The organism is Arthrobacter sp. Soil_C_60 (assembly GCF_057656375.1).
In genome coordinates, this window is record NZ_JBDGKM010000013.1 from 1 (window position 1) to 19,214 (window position 19,214).

The following is a 19,214-nucleotide window of genomic DNA, read 5'->3' on the forward strand; positions in this document are numbered from 1 at the left end:
AGCGGTTGGTCCAAACCATGACGGGCGGTAAAGTCCGCCCGCATCTGGTCCGTGGCATTCAGCGGCAAATACAGGTTCGCCGGATTACCGGTCAGTCGGGCAAGCGCGAACACTCCCACGATCACTGCGACCAACGGCAACGCGCTGGAGAGAATTCGCTTTCTCAGATAGGCCAGCATGGTTTCGTTCCTCGTTTCCCTGCTGTCGTTTTCAGCTGGCCGGGGTCATCTCGGTCAGGCGCAACTCGTCGCCCGAGGATGAGTTTGGCGTGTAGTTGATAGCTGCAGACTTGCCCAAGATGCCCGTCTGGTGTGCGATGGTCGCGAACTGCACGACGTTCTCGTTCTGATAGTTGAAGATGTCTTCGTAGGCCTGCTGCCGGTCCGCGCCGGAAGTCTTGCCCGCTTCAAGCAGCCGCTTGTCGAATTCTTCCGTTCCGAAGGAGCTTTGGGCGCCGTCGCTGAGCATGTACTGCTCAACGGTAAAGGCGGCGTCCCCAGCCTGGTTGCCATGCTGGATCAGGAGCGCGATGGGACCTTGGTCCTCAACGAACGGCCGGATCTGGTACTGCAGGTGCTGCGACGTTTCGGTCATCTTGAGTTCAACGTTGAGACCTGCCTGGGCCAGCTGTTCCTGCAATACCTGCGACAGCTCCGTGACCTTGGGGAACTGTGCGTTGCGGGCTACCAAAGTGATCTTGGTGTCAACCGGCACGCCATCCGCCTTGGCCTCTGCGACAAGCGCCTTAGCCTTCTCAAGATCGAAGGGCCAGGCCTCCAGCGAGGCGTTGTGTCCCACTACCCCTTCCGGGATCAGCTGTGCTGCTACCTTGTCCTTGTTCTGGTACAGGCTGGCGACGATGCCTTCCTTGTCGATGGCGTAGTTGATGGCCTGGCGGACACGGATATCGTCCAGCGGCGCAGTATCGCCACTGAGTCGCAGGCCGATCGTCTCGTTATTCGGGTAATTCACGCCAAGATCTCCGGCGCCGTCATCCGGCCCCAGACCCATCGCGATATCGGCTTCGCCGCTCGTCACCATGGCTGCGCGAACAGTGCCCTCGCCACGCCACTGGTACTCAGCCTTAGGGAAGGCCGGCGCATCGCCCCAGTAGCCGTCCCAGGTGCTCAGCGTAATTTTCTGGCCGGCATCCCACTGCTCGATCTTGTAGGGTCCGGTGCCGATCGGTTCCCGGACCTTCTCAGTGTCGCTGGTGGAGGTCGGTACCACTTCGAGGAAGGACAACCGCAACGGAAGAATGGGATCCGGTTCCGGCGTCGTGACCTTCAGAGTTGTTGCATCCACAGCCTCGACCTCAAGATCGGTGTCGCCGAAGACATACCCTTCGACGTTGCAGCCGAGATCGGAGTTAACAGCGCGGTTGATAGTGTAGGCCGCCGCTTCCGCATTGAAGTCGGTCCCGTCCTGGAACTTCACATCATCGCGAAGCTTCAGGGTCCACTCGGTGTCGGAGGTCGCTTCCCATTCGGTCGCCAGCAGCGGCTCGAGTTCGCCTGTAGTCGGGTTGCGCTCGATAAGGGGCTGGGTGACGTTGGACCGAACAACCACGCCGGTCGAAGTCAGATTTGCTTCGCAAGCCTCCAAAGTGGGCGGCTCCTGCTGGAGGACCACCCGGAGGGTGTCGGACGCGGCACCGGCGGTAGCACCGGCGGCATTCTCTGAGTTGGCTACGGAGCAACCGCTTAGGAGCAAAGCGGACCCGGCAACGACGACGGGTATCTGCAGCCTGAGCTGTCGTTTGACGGATGGTGAAGAAGACATCATTGGGTTCCTTCGGGTCGAAAGCACTGCATTCGGTTCGTTGTCTACGTATGAAGCTCACGTCTGTGCTGGTGCTCCCCAGCTTGTGGCTCCAAGCGCCAACCGTCAATAAGCAGATTTTGTATGAACGGCCGCCAAAACATCACCAGGCCTTGACGTTCCGTGTGATTCAGCCCACCCTTCCGCGTGATTCCGCGGATTTTTGCGGCCTTTCGGGCATCAATACACCAAGCGTATTGATCTATCCAATTTCAGAGTTGGACGCGCATCGATGGACATCACTAATGTCCAGACTATGACGACAACCGAAGCAGTGCTGCAGGTAGGTCCCTTGATGCCTGCGGTTCAGGATCCGATCACTACCGAGTACGGTGCCGTGCTATTGCCGGACAACGCAGAAGAACGCGCAGCTTTCCTTGCAGCCCGAGGCGCTGAGTTCGGCGTCGCCGTGACATCCGGGCGCTTCGGTGTCGGTACCGAGCTGATGGAACAGCTCCCCAACCTGCGTGCCGTAGTTAACTTCGGCGTCGGTTATGACACCACCGATGTGGCTCAAGCCGCCGAGCGTGGCATCGCTGTCAGCAATACTCCCGACGTTCTCAATGACTGTGTCGCCGATACCGCCCTCGCCCTTTATCTGGACGCCCTCCGCCGGATCAGCACCGCGGACCGCTACGTCCGGCGAGGCGACTGGCTAAGCAAGGGCAACTTCCCGCTGGCGACCAAAGCCAGCGGGAAGCGCGTCGGCATTGTCGGACTCGGCCGCATCGGCAAAGTCATCGCACGCCGCTTGGAAGGCTTCGATTGCCTCATCTCGTACCACAACCGCCGTCCCGTTGACGGCGTTTCATACGAATACCGGGACTCGCTGATCGATCTCGCCCGGGACTGCGATGTCCTCATCGTGGCCGCCGCTGGCGGTCCCGACTCTGCAGGATTGATCGATGCGGATGTCATCGAGGCGCTGGGCCGCGACGGATACCTCATCAATATCGCCCGGGGCAGCGTCGTCGACGAGTCCGCTCTCGTGGCCGCGCTGGTCAAGGGAAGACTGGCCGGCGCCGGGCTGGATGTCTTCGCCGACGAGCCCAAGGTTCCCGTGGAACTCCTGGGGCTGGACAACGTCGTCGTCCTCCCGCATTTGGGTAGCGGCACGCATGAAACCCGCGCCGACATGGCACAGCTGACTTTGGCCAACCTCAAGCGCTTCCTGGACGACGGCACATTGGAAACTCCCGTCCATTAGTCTCCCGCATACACCAGCAAACAGGAGTAGACATGAGTGTTGCCGTTGGCTTCGTCCCCACGGATGAAGGACGCATTGCCCTGCAAAGTGCCATTGATGAGGCGGCCCTGCGCAGCACCAATCTGAGGATCCTCGGTCCCGCCTTGGCGGAAAATACTCCCGCCGCACAAGCAGAACTGGCGGAAGCCCTGAAGCGTGCCGCCGATCTCGGGGTTCCGGCCGCGGTCCGGGACATGGAGGGCGACGACGACCCGGGCGACCTGATCGTTGATGTCTCCTTCGAGAACGACGTCGAGCTCGTTGTCATCGGGGTCCGCCGCCGTTCCCGGGTGGGCAAGTTGATTCTTGGCAGCACTGCCCAACGTGTGATTCTCGAAGCCGGTTGTCCAGTTCACGCGGTCAAACCCCCGGTGGGTCCGCGCGGCTGACAGAAGCTGCGGGGCGTGCCGCCAGCGCTTTGTCCATTTTAGCCGTGTTTGCATATGAAGACGGCTGCGCGACGGCCATGGGTTTCCGCTACAGTGTCGTCAACGGTTTGTCTTCCCTGGAAGGAGGCCCCCATGAGCGCACCTTCTGCCGTGCCCGCCCCGGCGGGCACGGCCGCCCTCAGCGGTATTCGTGAAGTGAAGTCAGCGGCCCGGACCGTTGAAGTTCTTGAATTTCTCGCTGCACGGCGCAACCGGCCAGTGACGATCCGGGAACTCTGTTCGGAACTGTCCGCCCCGCGCAGCAGCATCTATGCGCTGCTGCGCACTCTCACGGACTTGGGGTGGGTCCGCACGGATCCTACCCGCTCCATGTACAGCATCGGAATCAGGGCACTCCTCGCCGGCACCACGTATCTGGACACGGATCCGCTGTTGCGAATCGTCCAGCCACACCTCGAAGAGCTGGGCAAACGCCTCGGCGAGACCGTGCACTACGGCAGACTGGATGGCTCCGACATCGTCTATCTCGCAACACAGGAATCTCCCGCCTACGAGCGGAAATCCAATCGCGTCGGTCGTCGACTTCCCGCTTATGCAACATCACTCGGCAAAGCGGTTCTGGCAAATTTGGCCACCGATTTGGAAGCGCACTTGCCGGAGAAGCTGCTGCCCTTAACCCAGCACACGATCACCTCGCGCCGAAAGCTCAAGGCTGATCTGGAGGCCAGCAGGAAGCGGGGCTACGCTCTCGACAACGAAGAGAACACCTTGGGCTTGCGTTGCTTTGGAGTGGGCCTCGACCTGGATGACAGCGGCGGCGACGCCTTGAGCTGTTCGGTACCCCTGGATCGTTTGAGCCCGCCCCGGGAGCAGGAGATCGTGAACGAACTCCTCGCAACTGCAACACTGATGCGAAAAATCGTTCGCAGTCTCGACGGCCTGCTGGGCTAACCCGCCGAGCGCCGTTCCGCAGGCACCGTGACCGGTTTCACAAAATCGGTCTTTCGCGACATGATTGCAACATAGCCGGAAATAATGTGGTTTCCGGCGTGCCGTTGATCAGATAGGAGCACTGGCCGTGACCGCTACGACCAACACCGCCTCATCCACGAAGACCGCTTACCGGGTGCTGAATCCCGCTACCGGCGAGGTGGTTGAAGAATTCCCCACCGCCACGGACGCGGATATCCAGGACGCCCTCGCGGCCGCCCAGGAAGCCTTCCAATCCTGGAAGGACGTGCCGATCACCGAGCGCGCCAAGGTGGTTTCCCGCATCGCGGAGCTGTTCACTGAGCGGGCTGATGAGCTCGCTGCCATCATTACCCAGGAGATGGGCAAGCCCATCAGCGAGTCCAAGGACGAGGCCGAGTTCTGCACGGACATTTTCAACTACTTCGCCACCGAGGGCCCGAGCCTCGCGGCGGACCAGGAGATCAAGGCTATCGGCGGCGGCCGCGCCATGATCCAGAAGCTGCCGGTCGGGCCGCTGCTGGGCATCATGCCGTGGAACTACCCGTACTACCAGGTGGCCCGCTTCGCCGCGCCGAACCTGATGCTCGGCAACACCATCGTCCTCAAGCATGCGGAGAACTGCCCGAAGTCCGCCCTGGCCATCCAGAAGATCATGGACGACGCCGGCCTGCCCAAGGGCGCCTACGTCAACGTCTTCGCCTCGCACGACCAGGTTGCCGAAATCATTGCCGACCCGCGCATCCAGGGCGTCTCCCTCACCGGTTCGGAGCGCGCAGGTGCTGCCATCGGCGAGATCGCCGGGCGCAACCTCAAGAAGGCCGTCCTCGAACTCGGCGGCTCTGACCCGTACGTGGTTCTGGACTCGGCCGACATCAAGGCGGCCGCGGACCAGGCCTGGGAAACCCGGATGGAAAACACCGGCCAGGCCTGCAACTCCAACAAGCGCATGATCGTCATGGAAGACATCTATGACGACTTCGTCGCCGAACTGACCGAGCGCGCCAAGAACATGAAGCCCGGCAACCCGGCCGAGGGCGCCGAAAACACCTTCGGCCCACTTTCCTCCCGCGCCGCGGCGGAAGGCCTCGCCGAGCAGCTGAAGGACGCCGTGAACAAGGGCGCCACCGTCCACGCCGGCGGCAAGCTGGTCGACGGCCCCGGCTCCTACCTTGAGCCGACGGTCCTGACCGGCGTGACCAAGGAAATGCGCGCCTACAAGGAAGAGCTCTTCGGTCCGGTCGCCGTGGTCTACAAGGTCACCAGCGACGAGGAGGCCATCGCCCTGGCCAACGACACCGACTACGGCCTCGGCGGAGCCGTCTTCTCCACCGATGAGGAACGCGCCCGCAAGATAGCCCAGCGCCTGGAGGTCGGCATGGCCAACGTCAACGGCGTCGGCGAAGGTGCGGACATTCCGTTTGGCGGCGTCAAGCGCTCCGGCTTCGGCCGCGAACTCGGCCCGCTCGGCATGGACGAATTCGTCAACAAGCGCCTCTTCTACATCGCCGACTGACAGCGGCAGCAAGCAAATAGAGTACGACGTCGGCACAAGGGTGAGCCGAAAAACTCACCCAAGTGCCGGCGTCGTACATTGCTGCTCCCGGCGTTTTCTGCGTCCGATAAACTGAGTGACCATCATGAGCATCCCGACAAACAGTCCGAAGTCAGTACGCATCGACGCCTGGCTGTGGGCCATCCGTGCCTACAAAACCCGCTCCGCCGCTACAGCGGCTTGCCGGGCCGGACATGTGCGGTTGAACGGGAATCCGGCCAAAGCGTCGCAGGCCGTGGTGCCCGGCGACACCCTGCGGGTGCGCCAACCGGGCTATGAACGCATCCTCGAAGTCCGGCAGCTGATCGCCAAGCGGGTCGGGGCCGAGGCCGCCTCGCACTGCTACACCGACCACACGCCGGAACGGCCGCCAACGCCCTCGCTCGGCATCCCACAGCGGGACCGCGGCACCGGCCGGCCCACCAAGAAGGACCGCCGCGAGCTGGAGCGGCTCCGCGGCCACAGCGGCTAAGCAACGTGACAATTCTCCGCGACCCGCTGCCATCCGCTACGCCCACTTCAGCCACCGCCACCCATCTCAAGCGGTCTTGCGCCGCAGGAAGTCCACACTCCTGGAGAGGACGAGCTGCGCGGCTCTGCTGTCCAGCTTGAACTGGTATTCATGGCCGAGCGCCGGCGCGTACCCGACCGGGAAAAACAAGGTCTCGACGTCGGCCCCTTGGTCGCTGAGCGCTTCGGCAAGTGCGAGGGAATGCGGCAGCAGCGGATCCGCGTTGCCGGCAGTCACGAACGCGGGCGGGAAGTCCGCTCCCACGCGGCCGGTGATGGACGCGAGGTCCACCTGCGGCATGGCCAGGTAGTTCCTGGAACCGGTGTAAGCCCACATCACCGTCCGCAGGAAGCCGTTGCCCATGCCGCCCTTGGCGCTTTTGATGGACAGATCGTATCCGCCGCAATGCAGCAGCACCGCACGAAGTTCCGCCAGCCGGATGGGAGCTGGGATGCCCAGCCTGGTCGCATAGTCGGCATCGGTGATCAGCAGCGCAAGTTGGGCGGCAATCTGGGCTCCCGCGGAGTCGCCAGCCAGCACCAGCCGTTCCGCGTCCACCCGCAGCCGTTCTGCATGTTGCTGCAGATAGGTCAGGGCGGCAGCTGCTTGGCGGACGGGTTCGGGGTATTTCTGCGCCTGCGCCAGAGAATACCCGACCCCCACGGCGGTAAAACCGTAGGAAGCGAGAATCCGCAGGTAGTTGGCCACGTCCTCTTTGCTCCCGGAAACCCATGCCCCGCCATGAAGCCAGACGATGGTCGGCAGACCCCGGGCTGTGTCGGCACGATCCGGATAGTAAACGTCCAGGTAGGCGCTGTCGCTGCTGTCCAGATACTGCTCGTGCAGGACTTCCGAAATGCCTTCCGGCACATGCTTGGCCATCTCACGCGAGACCCGGCGCCAGTTCCGGTCGAACATGGTCCGGATTAGCAGCACCGCCGGTTTGGGGCTGACCAGGCTCCAAGAAAACACCGACACCACCAGTGCGCCCAGAACACCGGCGACGACGGCTAGAACCCGTAAACTTGGCGGCATCCGCCGGGCTACGGCCGCCTCGAGGGAGTGTCCGTCGGCGCTCATGCTTCATTATGAACGAGGCCCGGGCCGCCGGATAGCTCTTGTAACGAGCGGATAATGCTCCGGCTACTCCACCACAAAAAGATGCAGTCGGACGGCCTCCGGATGCCGCTCCCCCGTGCCGATGATGATCTTCGATCCTAGCCACGACCATCGTTCGCCTGCCGAGCTCAGCTGCGGGCTGCAGCGGAAATAGATCCGTTCCGGCGGCACGGACTCGCCTCGGACCAGCGCGCCAATGTCTTCGGCCGAGCCCGAGCGCAAGCCGAAGTTGGAGACATAGATGCGGTCGCCGTCGTCGGTCTCGATGGCGTATTGCGCTTGCAGCTCGGTGAGCGTCTCGGACTTAAGGATCTGGAAGTCCGCGCCGGCCGGAAGCACCTTGCCGTTCAGCGCCGGGCCCTGGACCGTGCCGCCGATGATGGGAATGATCCGTCGGTGCCCCTCCGCAGTTTCGCCGACTTCGATCGGCTGGCCGACGGCGACGTCGATAGTGGCAAGGAAGGTCAGTCCGGGGTTCTGGGGAGTGGTCATGGAAGAGACGATACCAATGGCACCGAGCGATACTCAGGCAATACACAGGTTGCTCCCGGTCAATGAACAACTTGGGCCCTTAGTGTGAAAACACCTCATAAAGGTGCGAGTGATGCGGCGTCGGCCGGTCGGAGTTTTCCCCCAACCTCCAGACCGGCCGGCGCCTTTCTCTTTAACCGCGCCCTCAGCGGCGGCGCCGAAGCCCAAGGTGAGACGCCGCCGTCGTTGTTGGCAGCTGGGGACTCAGGCCTCCTTCGCGTATTCGGCCGCGCTCAGGAATTCGTAGCCGACGAACGGCTCGTTGCCCTCAACCCAGGCATCGTGGCCCGGAGGTATGGCATAGGAGTCACCGGCCTTCACCGTGGCACGAGTTCCGTCGCTGAGTTCAACAGTTATGGACCCGCCGGTGCACAAGCCTACGTGGCTGACCTGGCAGGAATCGGTTTTCACGACGGGTTTGATGCACTCGGACCAGCGCCACCCTGCTTCGAACCGGAACCGGGCCATCGTGTAGTCGCTGACCGTGACCACGTCTACCTGCGTCTTATCGGGACGGCGTTTCTCATCCGGATCATCAAAGGACCGTGAGGCGAGCTGGGATACAACATTTGCAGCCATTTTCTGCTCCTGCGGAATAGGCGAGCCGTACGACGTTCCCTCCGGGCAACCCGGCTCAAGCCACTCCGGAAGCGGTCTACCCTGACGCCATTGATGGATGTCTCGGCGAAAGGGGTCTTGGCACAAAATTCGCACCTCCCACCTTCCTCCGATCGGCGCAGCTTGTCGAGGGCCGGACGTGGCCCACGATTATGGAACTGCGCGTCCCCGGGCAGCCACCCACAGTGAATACCACTCGTCCCGCGTCATGGCCGCGGCTATCCGTTCGGCTTCCGCGGAGGCCCGGATCCGCTTCGGGTTGCTGGTGCCGACCACCGGTCGGATGCGGGCCGGATGCCGCATCAGCCAGCCCAGCACCACGGCTTCGGGTGAACAGTCCTTGTTCTCGGCGAGCTCGGTGACCAAGGCTGCCGTTGCCACGTCCGGGCCGGTTTCCGCCGTCCCGGCAGCCCCACTGTAGCGGCCTTGGGCCAGCGCGCCCCAGGCTTGCAGTTCGACGTCGTTCGCTTGGCAGTACTCAAGGGTGCCGTGCGGGAATCCGATCTCGGCGGCTTCGGTGTGGTTGACCAGTACGCCGGATTCGAGCCACCCGCTGCGGTGCAGGCTCATCTCCAACTGGTTGGCCGCAAGCGGGTCCGGCAGGGCTGACTGGAGCCAGCGCATCTGGTCCGCTGACATATTGGAAACGCCCAGCCGCAGCACCTTGCCGTCGTCCTTGAGCTGCTGGAAAGCGGAGGCGATTTCCTCCGGATGCGCGAGCGGGTCAGGACGGTGGATCAGCAGCACCTCGATACGATCCGTTCCCAGCCGCTCCAGACTCTCTTCAACCCGGGCGATGACCGTTTCCCGGGAGGAGTCGTACTGCCCGATGCGGCCGGCGGCCGGGAGCCGAATACCGCATTTGGTCTGCAGCTGGATCCTGTCGCGCAGCTCCGGCCTGGCCGTGAGGACGCGACCGAACGCTTCTTCCGCCTTGCCGTGGGCGTAAATGTCGGCATGGTCAAAAACCGTGATGCCAGCTTCCAGCGCCGCATCAACGGCCGTGTTGGCCGCCGCTATATCGGCAGCTTCCAACGGTCCGGAACCCCAGCCGCCACCCAAACCCATGCAGCCGAAAATCAGGCGGGAACCGGCGTAGTTCATTGGAAATCCTTCCCTCGGCGAGGCAATACGGCGTACGACGGCGGGCTGCCGCGACACTCCCGTACGGGAACGCCCCTAGCGGGGTGTGCGGTAAACCGGCAATAGTAGAAACGGGACTGCTGCTGCGAGGTCTGCCACGAACAGAGGAGCGAACAATGGAAATTGCCAAGGACGATGCCGGCGATATGGTCATCGGCGACGTGAGCAGAATCGGCGGCCGGGCGCTGACTGTCGGGATCACCGGCATCTCCGGTGACGAAGTGCTCAGCATCGGCTGGGTTGAGACCGGTGACAGCCTCAAGCTCAATCTGGAGGATGCCATCACCCTGCGCGATGAGATCGACCGGATCATCAAGGACCGGCACACCGGCGAAGATATCTAGCCCTGGACTGCGGGCGGCGCCACGATCACCCGGTGCTGCCCTTCGCACAGGTAGACGGCCAGAGTCCCCTCGGGGACCGGGCCTTCCGCCGGCCACTGGCTCTCGTCGAGGCCGCGCAGCCCCGCGCCGCAGAAAGGACAGGGCTGCGGCCCGGTCTCTGGAACACTATCCCGCTGTTCGTCTGCCACAGTCACGTCCCTCCGAGTGCCGCCGAACCGTTTCTTCAACCTACGTCGTTTTGCCTCCCAGCGGAACCTCCCGCACCGGGCCGCAGCTCAGACCTGGGTTTCGGGAAGGCGGACGGTGATGTCCTCCGAAACCTGCAGCTGGCAGGAAAGCCGGCTATTGGCGCAGCGGTCGGAGGCGGTGCAGTCCAGCATGCGGAGCACACGGAGGAACAAGCTCGAACTCATTGTGTTCGAAATTCGCTCTTTTTCCTTCTTCCATAATCCGAGAAACAAATCTCCCCTTGTGAAATAGAAGGATGCGGCCTAAATTAGTCAGAGCCTCTCCGTGAGGTAGACCACAATCCCCTAATTGAACGGTTTGGACCGATGAAGATCCCCGACAATGCCGCGTTGAAGGCGAGTTCGACGCCGGCCAAGAAGAAACGGCTGTACCAGTCGCTCTTCTTTCAGATCCTGATCGCCGTAGTGGCGGGTGTACTGATCGGCCACTTCTGGCCAAACATCGGTGCGGAACTCCGTCCCTTGGGCGACGGCTTCATACGACTTATCAAAATGATCATCGCCCCTCTGATCTTCCTGGTCATCGTCACCGGCATTGCCGCGGTGGGCGATGTGAAGTCGGTAGGACGCGTAGGCGTCAAGGCGCTGGTCTATTTCACGGCCGCGACGGGGTTTGCGCTGATCTTCGGGCTGGTCGTGGCCAATCTTGTCCAGCCCGGCAAGGGCCTGAATATCGATCCAGCCACCATGTCCGAGGATGCCCTGGCCGAGAAGACCGGTGGCGCGCAGCCGGAGGGCGCTTCCAACTTCCTGCTCAGCGTGATCCCGGACAGCCTGGTCGGCGCGTTCGCCACAAACTCCCTGCTCCAGGTGCTCTTCTTCTCCGTATTCTTCGGATCCGCCGTCATTGTGATCGGCCAGGACCGCTGCAAACCGCTGCTAAGCCTGTTCGAGACCATCCTGGAGATCGTCTTCAAGATCATGTCCTGGATCATGCGGGTAGCCCCCATCGGTGCCTTCGGTGCCATGGCGTTCATCATCGGCCAGTACGGCATCGAGACCCTGGGAACCTACGCCAAGCTGATCGCGGCGTGCTACGCGGCGGCGGTGATCTTCATCGGCTTGCTGTTCGCGGTGGCATGGTTCATCGCCGGCGTTCCGCTGTGGAGCTTCCTGAAGTACACCCGGGAAGAATTCCTGCTGGCGCTGGGTACCGCCTCAACGGAAGCAGTGATGCCGCGCATCATGACCAAGTTGACGAATGCCGGTTGCTCCCGCGCCACCACGGGCCTGGTAGTTCCTACCGGCTACTCGTTCAACCTCGACGGCGCCGCAATGTACCTGTCCATCTCGCTGCTCTTCCTGGCGCAGGCCTTCGGACATGATCTGAGCCTGGGGCAGCAGTTGGCCGCGCTCGGTGTGCTGTTGCTGACCTCGAAGGGCATGGCCGGCGTGCCAGGCTCCTCGTTCCTGGCCCTCTCCGCGACCGCCGCAGCCCTGGGCATCTTCCCCGTGGCAGGCGTGGCCCTGATGCTCGGCGCAGACCGGTTGATGGACTCCATGCGTGTTGCCGTGAACCTGCTGGGCAACTGCGTGGCCACTTTCGTAGTGGCGAAGTGGGAGAAGCAGTTCGACCGCGAGGCAATGAAGCGGGCCTTCGCCGGCGAAATCACCAACGAGGCATCCTCGCTGTTCCTCGACAAGGAAGATGAGTTCGAAGAGGACGAGCGGGAGCGCGCAGCCCAGGGCCTCGGCCCGGCCCCGCGTTACGCCGGGGGCCCCTCGAGGGACGAGTATGAAGCCATCCACATGGTGCCGCTGCGCAAGCACGGTCCGGACCCGGATCCGGCATCGGCTTCTGCGTTGGACACCGAGAAACAGCAGGCGTCCGCTCAGGACGAACTAGCCCGAACTCGGGACTGACAACCGCTGATTCCCTCAAGAGGACGACGTCGGCACTTTCGTAAGTGCCGACGTCGTCCTCTATCTGCTGGTTGGGTTAATCCGTGTTTGAGATTCAGGCGAGGACCGCGACTTTCGATTCCTTCCGACCGAAGATGTAGCGGTCCACGGAGTCGGGGCCAGGACCGATCAGTGCAATGGCGAGGGCCGCGGTGCCCAGAATCAGCACCTGGGAAAAGCCTCCTTGCTCCACGTAAAAACCGGAGGGCAGGTGGGCGAAAATGAGGGCTCCAGCCATGTCGGCCACGAACAAGAGGGCGATCGGCCGGGTCAGTACGCCCAGGATCAGGGCCATGCCGCCGAGGAGTTCCAGGTAGGAAATGAAGGGACCGAACAGTTCGGGCAGCGGCACACCCAACTGCGTGAAGTAACCAGTGACGCCGGCTACTGTATTCTGGCTGACTTTCTGCCACCCGTAGGCGACAAATATCAGCCCCAAGATGACACGCAAGGCAGTAATTCCAATGTGCTGCAGCTGTATGCGGGAGGAATCGGACATCGGGTTCTCCTTCGGACGGGACGGTCCTTGGACTGCGATTAGTTGACATGTCCAGCATCTGCCGAAGCGCTTGAAAAATTCTTGGGCCTGAGGAACAGGCTTACGGCGGCTGAGCGGCGAGCCGGGTAACCGGCAAGCCCGCTAGGCTGGAAGGTGTCCCGAAATCCCGTCCACATCCACCGGATCGCACGCGTCATCACCGAGATTTTCGCGCCCGCCGTCCTGGTGACGCTGGTGTTGGTGACCTCGCCGTTCACCCTGCCAGAGGTGACAGTTGCGCAGGCTGCCGTGGCCGCATTCTTTGTCACGCTCCTCCCTTTCAGCGTTGTGGTCCTGCTGACCCGTCGAGGCAAACTCAGCGACATCCACATCGGGACACGGACGCAACGGGCTCCCATTCTGGCGGGCACCGCCGTCTCGATCGGGGTTGGTCTCTGGCTGCTCACGCTGATGCAGGCACCGTCGGCATTGCATTCGCTGATCTACACCGTGCTGCTGGGTCTGGTCGCTTCCCTGCTGATAAATCTGGTCTGGAAAGTATCCGTACATGCCGCGGTCGCTGCGCTTTTGGGAGCGATGCTGGTCTCGGCCACACTGCCGCTGGGAATCCTCTGGGCAGCTATCCCTTGGGCGGTTGGGTGGTCGCGAGTCCAGTTACTGGCCCACACCTGGCCGCAGGTGATTGTTGGCTGGGTGCTCGGTCTGGGCATCTTCGCCGCGTACATCGCTTTCCTGCGCTGACCACGCCGGTACCGTGGAACCGGCGAGTCCCGATGTCGGGTGTACCGGTAACAGTGCGCTGACTGTCCGACGGCGGCGATACGCTGGATAAAACCTTTCAGCACTACCTCCGGGGGTCAGCATGTCCAATCCGTACCAGCCGTCGAATCTGCCCGTGCCGCAGCATCCCGCGCCGGTCTACCAGCAGGTCTACGTCCAGCCCCAGCCGAAGGGCGCCAGCGTCACGGCCATGGTGCTGGGGCTGGTTTCGCTGTTTCTCGGGTTCACTTTCGTGGTGCCCATTGTGGGATTCATCTTCGGTCTGGTTGGCCTGAACAAAGAACCCGCGGGCAGGGGAATGGCGATCGCCGGCCTGGTGCTCAACGGCCTCATGCTGCTGGGCTGGGTACTGCTGTTCATCTTCGTCTTCGGCATTTTCGGCGCGGTAGCCACATCCGGCGCCATGGTCTGACTGCCTAGTGCGCTGGCCCAAACCCCGTCTTAAAATGGTGGCGTGACCTGTCGGCGTCCTTGCAGGCGGGCACTGCCAGCCATAGGAGAAACACCATGGGTATAGGTAACAGGATCAAGCGGGCCGCCGAGCGGTTGGGCGGCAAGGGCAGGATGGGCACCGGGCATACTCCCGGCACCACGCGGGGCAGAACGCGCGGTACTTACGGATCCGCCGGAGCAGCCGGCACGGAACACGGCGGCATCGGCGGAAAAATCATGGGCGCCCTGAGGAGAAAGCACTGAACGAACGGATCCACGGGATTCTTGACCGGGCGCAGGAAGAAATGCTCTGGGTCGGCCCCGACCACCCCTCGTATCAACTGCTGGCGGAGCTGACCCACGCTGTCCGGGATGCCTGGCAGGAAGGCTTCGAACACGCCCGCCACGGCGCTGCCGAAGACAACCCGTACCGCTACTGATTACGACGGCGATGCCTCCTTCACCCCGCCCGGCACTTTACCGGGGAGGGAACGAAAGGCAGGCACCGCCGTCGTTGGTCTTGCGGTCAGCGCAGCGTGTGCTGCGTCAGCGCGAGTAAGTGTTCCTCATCAGCGCGAGCGGACCCGCGCCAACACGTGCTCTTCCGCCAGCGGCCCGGCCTTGATGCCGGCGGGCACCCGGAAGAAGAAGACAAGCCCGATGACCCACCACAGGCCAAAGAGGATCCACGGCTCGATGCCCAGCTGAGCCGGCATCCCCGGCATGTACAGGCTGAACAGGGCAACACCCAGCACCGCCGCGGCGATGCCGATCGCGATGCCGCCCTTGCCCTTGCCACCGATCCGCAGCGGCCGGTCCATCTCCGGTTCGCGGCGGCGCAGGATCAGGAAGGAAATCGCCACCATGGTGTAGGCCAGCACAATGCTCGGCGCGCCGGAGTCCACCAGCCAGACCAGCATCTCCACGCCGAAGAACGGCGCCAGGACGCTCAGCCCGCCGACGAACAGCAGGGCGTTGTGCGGGGTGCCGTACTTGGGGTGCAGCTTCCCGAACCAGGCCGGCAGCATCCCGGAGCGCGCCAGCGAGAACATCAGCCGGGATGCGCCGAGCAGCAGCGAGTTCCACGAGGTGAGGATGCCCGCGATACCGCCGGCGATCAGCACCTTGGCCATGATGTCCGAACCGAACATCGCACCCACGGCGTCCGCCGTCGCAATGTCCGTCCCGGCCAGCTCACTGGCCGGCATGGCCGAAGACGTGGTCAGCACCACCATCACGTACCAAATGGTGGCCAGGATGACCGAGACCACCACGAGCCGGCCAATCTGGCGGGCCGGGATGTTCACTTCCTCCGCGGACTGCGGAATGACGTCGAACCCGATGAAGAGGAACGGCACGACCACCAGCACCGCGAAGAAGCCCGTCATGCCGCCGTTGAAGAACGGCTCCATGTTGGAGACCTCGCCGCCGGTGAAGGCGCCGGCGATCATGACCAGGCCGATGGCCAGCAGGAACAGCACCACGAAGGTCTGCACAATGCCGGCTTCCTTCACACCACGGATGTTGATCCAGGTAATAACGACGGCGGCAACGGCACCAACCAGCGCCCACGTCAGGTGGACGTCGAAACCGGCGACGTTCCAGAGCTTGATCTGGCTGAGGTTGGGAAAGATATATTGGACGGTCCGCGGGAGCGCCACCGCTTCGAAGGCCACGATGGTCACGTAGCCGCCGATGATGGCCCAGGAACCGATGAAGGACGGGCGCGGACCCATCGCCCGCATGATGTAGTTATGCTCGCCGCCGGCCTTGGGCATCGCCGCACACAGCTCGGCATAAGTTAGTCCGACCACCCCCATGATGATGCCGCCCGCAAGCATGGCCGTCACCGAGCCCATGGTTCCGGCGGACTCCAGCCAGCCGCCGGTCAGGACCACCCAGCCGAAGCCGATCATGGCCCCGAAGCCCAGGGCGAGGACGTCGAAACGTCCCAGTACTTTCTTCAATGAGGGTTCGGATTCGTGTTGTGATACTGCCACGCCGATGCCCCTTTCTCGTTCAGATGCCGTTCGGGCATGGGAGATTGCCGGCGGCACGAGGGTGGCGCCAATCGCGGCAAGAGTAACTGCACGACATTACTACGATGTTTCGGCCTGAACGCCATGTTGCGGCGGCATGTGCGTGGCTGGCGCTGGACAGCGCTGAGGGCGGCAGCATGAGCATGCTGCCGCCCTCAGTCAACTATCGGCTGGTGTGCGGGCTGTGCCGCCCGCGGCTAGGGGTTGTGCTGGACTACGAAATCCCCACCGGGGAAGACCACCGACTCGTGGCCGTCGTCGAACCGCACGAAGTACGGAGGAGCGCCGTCGTCTCCCCTGACTTCGACGATTTCCCCGTGCCGGTCGGACGATTCAACGGTCCTGCCGCGGACAATGATCCTGTTGCCTGGCGATGCCTTCATCGTGAATTACCTCCTGGCCCTAGAGTACGAGGGACCGCGCCGAAGGGGAATAGCACCCTTGGCTACTTCTTGAAGACCTCGGCGCTGACCGGGGTGGGATTGGCGAAGAGGTCCAGCACCGGGCAGTGCGCGTCCACTGTCCGGCGCAGCTCCTCGTAGCGTTCCTGCGATTCGGGGCCGCTGATATTCACGGTCAACCGCACGGCGCTGAACCCGGGGCGCACGCTCTCATCGGCGCCGAACAGGCCCTGCACATCCAGATCGCCCTCGGCGTCGATGCTGATCTCGTCGAACCGGATACCCAACTGGTGTGCGTACAGCCGGTAGACCACCACCTGGCAGGAAGCCAGCGCGCCCAAGGCATACTCCACCGGGCTCGCGGCCGTATCTTCGCCTGCAAGGCCCGCCGGTTCGTCAACGGAGAACTCGTGTTTGCCGGCGGTGACACGTGTGGCCACCGGGCCGGTTCCCTCGCCTGCCACCTTGAACGTTAGCTTGGCGTTGGCGGTGTCTTCGGCGATCTTGCCGGCCCAGAAAGCGCCTGCCTCATCCAAACGGTTGGCACGGTCTTCGGCCAGATCACGGAGAGCTGTTTCAGTCATGGTGGAATCCTTCCTGTCGGCGCACGCCGGAGCAGGGCGCCATACTTACGCCTCCCGTTTGGGCCGGCGTCGAATCTTCACCTGGGGCACCCCGCTACAGCTACGAGGGTTGCCGTCCAACCGGCCAGGGCCGAAGGTTGGAACTCTTGATTCTGCGTCCGATTCTGCCCGGTGCAGCACGGTACATTCAACCGTTTTGTAACACGAGGACTTCTGCCATGAAGTACGACGCCGGCACCTGGGTTCCGTAAAAACGGAACCCAGGTGCCGGCGTCGTACGCGGTTTGTGCCGTTGTTTTAGCGGCTCAGCTCGCCCTCCGGCCGGCCAACCTGGCCTTCAGGCTGGTGCTTGTCACCTGGAATGCGGGCCCTGTCATACTCCGGACTGCCTGGCACGGGCTCCGCCTTGTGCTCGTCCTCGGCGGGCTTCTTGGGCGGTTCGCGGAAATAGTCCGCGTTGGCCAGATTCCAGTCTTCGCTCCAGCCTCGGGGCGGATCCTTGAGCAGTTCGCCCGGCTCCATCCAGTTGTAGATGCTCTCGTAGGAGCGCGTGGTCAGATGGTCTACGCGGCGCCGAAGCATCCGCGGCGAGACTTCGTCCGGGGATTTGCAGCCCATCGAGGCCATGATCTGCACGCTCTCGTCCACGGTGAGCTTCTGGTAGTTGAAAACGCGCTGGCCCTTGTCCTCGACGTTGAGCGCCCGCACCAGCCGCGGGTTTTGCGTGGCAACGCCAACCGGGCATTCGTTGGTGTGGCATTTCTGCGCCTGGATGCAGCCGGTGGCCATCATCATGGTCCGCGCACTCATCGTGAAGTCCGCGCCTTCGATCAGGCGTTTGACGATGTCCGAGCCGGATGCGACCTTCCCTGCGGCGGCAATGCGGACGCGGTCCCGCAGTCCCACGCCGACCAGGGCGTTATGCACCAGCATCAAGCCCTCGGTCAGCGGCGTGCCCACGTTGTCCTGGTACTCCAGCGGCGCCGCGCCGGTACCGCCTTCGGACCCATCGACCACGATGAAATCCGGAGTCACTTTCTCCTCCAGCATCGCCTTGCAAATGGCGAGCACGTCCACCCGCGAACCCACGCACAGCTTGAAGCCGATGGGCTTGCCGTCGGAGAGATCGCGCAGCTGTTTGACGAAACGGATCAGTTCCCGCGGCGTGCCGAAGGCGCTGTGGCTGGCAGGCGACACACAGTCGACGCCCATCTCCACCCCGCGTGCTTCGGCGATCTCTGGGGTGACTTTCGCGCCTGGCAGTACCCCGCCCAGACCGGGCTTGGCGCCCTGCGAGAGCTTGATGCTGATGCCCTTGACCTCGGGGCGCGCCGCCTTCGGAATGAAGGCCTCGGGGCTGAAATGGCCGTCCTTGTCGCGCGCGCCGAAGTAGCCGGAGCCTATTTCCCAGATCAGGTCGGCCCCATATTCGAGGTGGTACTTAGTCAGGCCGCCTTCACCGGTTTCCTGCACGAAGCCGCCCAGCGCCGCACCCTTGTTCATGGCGAGCACGGCATTCTTCGACAGCGAGCCGAAGCTCATGGACGAGACGTTGAACAGCGAAATGTCGTAGGGCTGCCTGCAATCAGGCCCGCCCAGCGGTATCCGGGGATGCTGCTTGGGCGGCGCGACCGGAGCGGTGGAATGGATCAGGTATTCGTAGCCGATCTGGTTCACTTCGCGTTCCGTACCGAAGGCCTTGTGGCTGTTCTCGCCCTTGGCCCGCGCATACACCAGCGACCGCACATCCCGGTTGAACGGCTTCCCGTCCACGTTCCGCTCGACAAAGTACTGCTGGATTTCCGGCCGGATGGATTCCAGTACGTAGCGCATATGTCCCAAGATTGGATAGTTCCGCAGGATCGAGTGCCTGGTCTGGACCACATCCCAGATCCCGATCACCAAGAGCGCAACAACGACGGCGGCCAGCACCCACCAGCCAACGGAACCGAACGACGCGGCCACGATGGTAATAAAGCCCAGCACCGCAAGAACAACAAAAACCAAAAAGCGTGCCATGACCCGAGTCTACGACCGACGCCGGAGGAACCGGACGGGTCCGGCGGATTCGTCCGGTTCCCGA

General features: G+C 63.1%; 23 protein-coding genes and 1 riboswitch. Of the genes, 11 read left to right on the forward strand and 12 right to left on the reverse strand.

Annotation, left to right across the window (positions count from 1 at the left end):
• Positions 1-210 precede the first annotated feature (210 nt).
• Positions 211-1,782, reverse strand: a complete 1,572-nt coding sequence (locus AC3A4M_RS20010) for an ABC transporter substrate-binding protein (RefSeq protein ID WP_498738019.1) — start codon at positions 1,780-1,782, stop codon at positions 211-213.
• 295 nt (positions 1,783-2,077) lie between these two features.
• Between AC3A4M_RS20010 and AC3A4M_RS20015 the strand changes: the two genes are divergently transcribed.
• The 5 genes from AC3A4M_RS20015 (at position 2,078) to AC3A4M_RS20035 (ending at position 6,452) form a co-directional block, all read left to right on the forward strand.
• Complete coding sequence (locus AC3A4M_RS20015; protein WP_498738021.1) at positions 2,078-3,028, forward strand: 2-hydroxyacid dehydrogenase; 951 nt, start codon at positions 2,078-2,080, stop codon at positions 3,026-3,028.
• 32 nt (positions 3,029-3,060) lie between these two features.
• Entirely contained in the window at positions 3,061-3,456 is a 396-nt protein-coding gene (locus AC3A4M_RS20020; protein WP_498634280.1) for a universal stress protein, read from the forward strand.
• Positions 3,457-3,588: 132 nt separating this feature from the next.
• Positions 3,589-4,407, forward strand: coding sequence for an IclR family transcriptional regulator (locus AC3A4M_RS20025; protein ID WP_498732934.1), 819 nt, complete (start codon positions 3,589-3,591; stop codon positions 4,405-4,407).
• 127 nt (positions 4,408-4,534) lie between these two features.
• Positions 4,535-5,941, forward strand: coding sequence for an NAD-dependent succinate-semialdehyde dehydrogenase (locus AC3A4M_RS20030; RefSeq protein ID WP_498738023.1), 1,407 nt, complete (start codon positions 4,535-4,537; stop codon positions 5,939-5,941).
• A 124-nt stretch (positions 5,942-6,065) separates the two neighbouring features.
• Complete coding sequence (locus AC3A4M_RS20035) at positions 6,066-6,452, forward strand: RNA-binding S4 domain-containing protein (RefSeq protein ID WP_498738024.1); 387 nt, start codon at positions 6,066-6,068, stop codon at positions 6,450-6,452.
• A 66-nt stretch (positions 6,453-6,518) separates the two neighbouring features.
• Here AC3A4M_RS20035 and AC3A4M_RS20040 read toward each other — a convergent pair whose 3' ends face one another.
• The 4 genes from AC3A4M_RS20040 to AC3A4M_RS20055 all read right to left on the reverse strand — a co-directional run bounded on the left by AC3A4M_RS20040 (position 6,519) and on the right by AC3A4M_RS20055 (position 9,863).
• Positions 6,519-7,571 carry an alpha/beta hydrolase gene (locus tag AC3A4M_RS20040; protein ID WP_498738026.1) on the reverse strand — a complete coding sequence of 351 codons (1,053 nt, stop codon included), beginning with the start codon at positions 7,569-7,571 and terminating at the stop codon, positions 6,519-6,521.
• A 63-nt stretch (positions 7,572-7,634) separates the two neighbouring features.
• On the reverse strand, positions 7,635-8,102 hold the full coding sequence (locus AC3A4M_RS20045; protein ID WP_498738027.1) for a DUF3237 domain-containing protein: 468 nt from the start codon (positions 8,100-8,102) through the stop codon (positions 7,635-7,637).
• 243 nt (positions 8,103-8,345) lie between these two features.
• Positions 8,346-8,720: a cupin domain-containing protein gene (locus tag AC3A4M_RS20050; protein ID WP_498732939.1), complete on the reverse strand. Its 375-nt coding sequence runs from the start codon at positions 8,718-8,720 to the stop codon at positions 8,346-8,348.
• Between the two features lie 189 nt (positions 8,721-8,909).
• Entirely contained in the window at positions 8,910-9,863 is a 954-nt protein-coding gene (locus AC3A4M_RS20055; RefSeq protein WP_498738028.1) for an aldo/keto reductase, read from the reverse strand.
• Between the two features lie 155 nt (positions 9,864-10,018).
• Here AC3A4M_RS20055 and AC3A4M_RS20060 point away from each other — a divergent pair, with 155 nt between their 5' ends.
• Complete coding sequence (locus AC3A4M_RS20060; protein ID WP_498738030.1) at positions 10,019-10,246, forward strand: hypothetical protein; 228 nt, start codon at positions 10,019-10,021, stop codon at positions 10,244-10,246.
• Here AC3A4M_RS20060 and AC3A4M_RS20065 read toward each other — a convergent pair.
• Positions 10,243-10,440 (reverse strand): hypothetical protein, encoded by a 198-nt coding sequence (locus AC3A4M_RS20065; protein ID WP_498738031.1) that lies wholly within the window; start codon positions 10,438-10,440, stop codon positions 10,243-10,245. The genes AC3A4M_RS20060 and AC3A4M_RS20065 overlap by 4 nt on opposite strands.
• A gap of 81 nt (positions 10,441-10,521) precedes the next feature.
• A complete protein-coding gene (locus AC3A4M_RS20070; RefSeq protein WP_498738034.1) occupies positions 10,522-10,659 on the reverse strand; it encodes a hypothetical protein in 138 nt (45 codons plus the stop codon).
• 141 nt (positions 10,660-10,800) lie between these two features.
• Between AC3A4M_RS20070 and dctA the strand changes: the two genes are divergently transcribed.
• On the forward strand, positions 10,801-12,357 hold the full coding sequence (gene dctA / locus AC3A4M_RS20075; RefSeq protein WP_498738036.1) for a C4-dicarboxylate transporter DctA: 1,557 nt from the start codon (positions 10,801-10,803) through the stop codon (positions 12,355-12,357).
• Between the two features lie 94 nt (positions 12,358-12,451).
• Here the strand turns inward: dctA and AC3A4M_RS20080 are convergent, their stop codons facing one another.
• Entirely contained in the window at positions 12,452-12,895 is a 444-nt protein-coding gene (locus AC3A4M_RS20080; RefSeq protein ID WP_498738038.1) for a DoxX family protein, read from the reverse strand.
• A gap of 153 nt (positions 12,896-13,048) precedes the next feature.
• Here AC3A4M_RS20080 and AC3A4M_RS20085 point away from each other — a divergent pair, with 153 nt between their 5' ends.
• The 4 genes from AC3A4M_RS20085 (at position 13,049) to AC3A4M_RS20100 (ending at position 14,547) form a co-directional block, all read left to right on the forward strand.
• On the forward strand, positions 13,049-13,636 hold the full coding sequence (locus AC3A4M_RS20085; protein WP_498738039.1) for a phosphatase PAP2 family protein: 588 nt from the start codon (positions 13,049-13,051) through the stop codon (positions 13,634-13,636).
• A gap of 154 nt (positions 13,637-13,790) precedes the next feature.
• Complete coding sequence (locus AC3A4M_RS20090; protein ID WP_498738041.1) at positions 13,791-14,087, forward strand: DUF4190 domain-containing protein; 297 nt, start codon at positions 13,791-13,793, stop codon at positions 14,085-14,087.
• A 95-nt stretch (positions 14,088-14,182) separates the two neighbouring features.
• Positions 14,183-14,371, forward strand: coding sequence for a hypothetical protein (locus tag AC3A4M_RS20095; protein WP_498732961.1), 189 nt, complete (start codon positions 14,183-14,185; stop codon positions 14,369-14,371).
• A 41-nt stretch (positions 14,372-14,412) separates the two neighbouring features.
• Positions 14,413-14,547: a hypothetical protein gene (locus AC3A4M_RS20100; protein WP_498738043.1), complete on the forward strand. Its 135-nt coding sequence runs from the start codon at positions 14,413-14,415 to the stop codon at positions 14,545-14,547.
• Between the two features lie 129 nt (positions 14,548-14,676).
• Here the strand turns inward: AC3A4M_RS20100 and AC3A4M_RS20105 are convergent, their stop codons facing one another.
• The 4 genes from AC3A4M_RS20105 to AC3A4M_RS20120 form a co-directional block, all read right to left on the reverse strand.
• Positions 14,677-16,107, reverse strand: coding sequence for an APC family permease (locus AC3A4M_RS20105; RefSeq protein WP_498738044.1), 1,431 nt, complete (start codon positions 16,105-16,107; stop codon positions 14,677-14,679).
• A 236-nt stretch (positions 16,108-16,343) separates the two neighbouring features.
• On the reverse strand, positions 16,344-16,529 hold the full coding sequence (locus tag AC3A4M_RS20110) for a DUF1918 domain-containing protein (RefSeq protein WP_074700899.1): 186 nt from the start codon (positions 16,527-16,529) through the stop codon (positions 16,344-16,346).
• 62 nt (positions 16,530-16,591) lie between these two features.
• Positions 16,592-17,131, reverse strand: coding sequence for an OsmC family protein (locus AC3A4M_RS20115; protein WP_498738045.1), 540 nt, complete (start codon positions 17,129-17,131; stop codon positions 16,592-16,594).
• 36 nt (positions 17,132-17,167) lie between these two features.
• Positions 17,168-17,283, reverse strand: a riboswitch (SAM riboswitch).
• Positions 17,284-17,428: 145 nt separating this feature from the next.
• Positions 17,429-19,150 (reverse strand): FMN-binding glutamate synthase family protein, encoded by a 1,722-nt coding sequence (locus AC3A4M_RS20120; protein WP_498738047.1) that lies wholly within the window; start codon positions 19,148-19,150, stop codon positions 17,429-17,431.
• Positions 19,151-19,214: the final 64 nt, after the last annotated feature.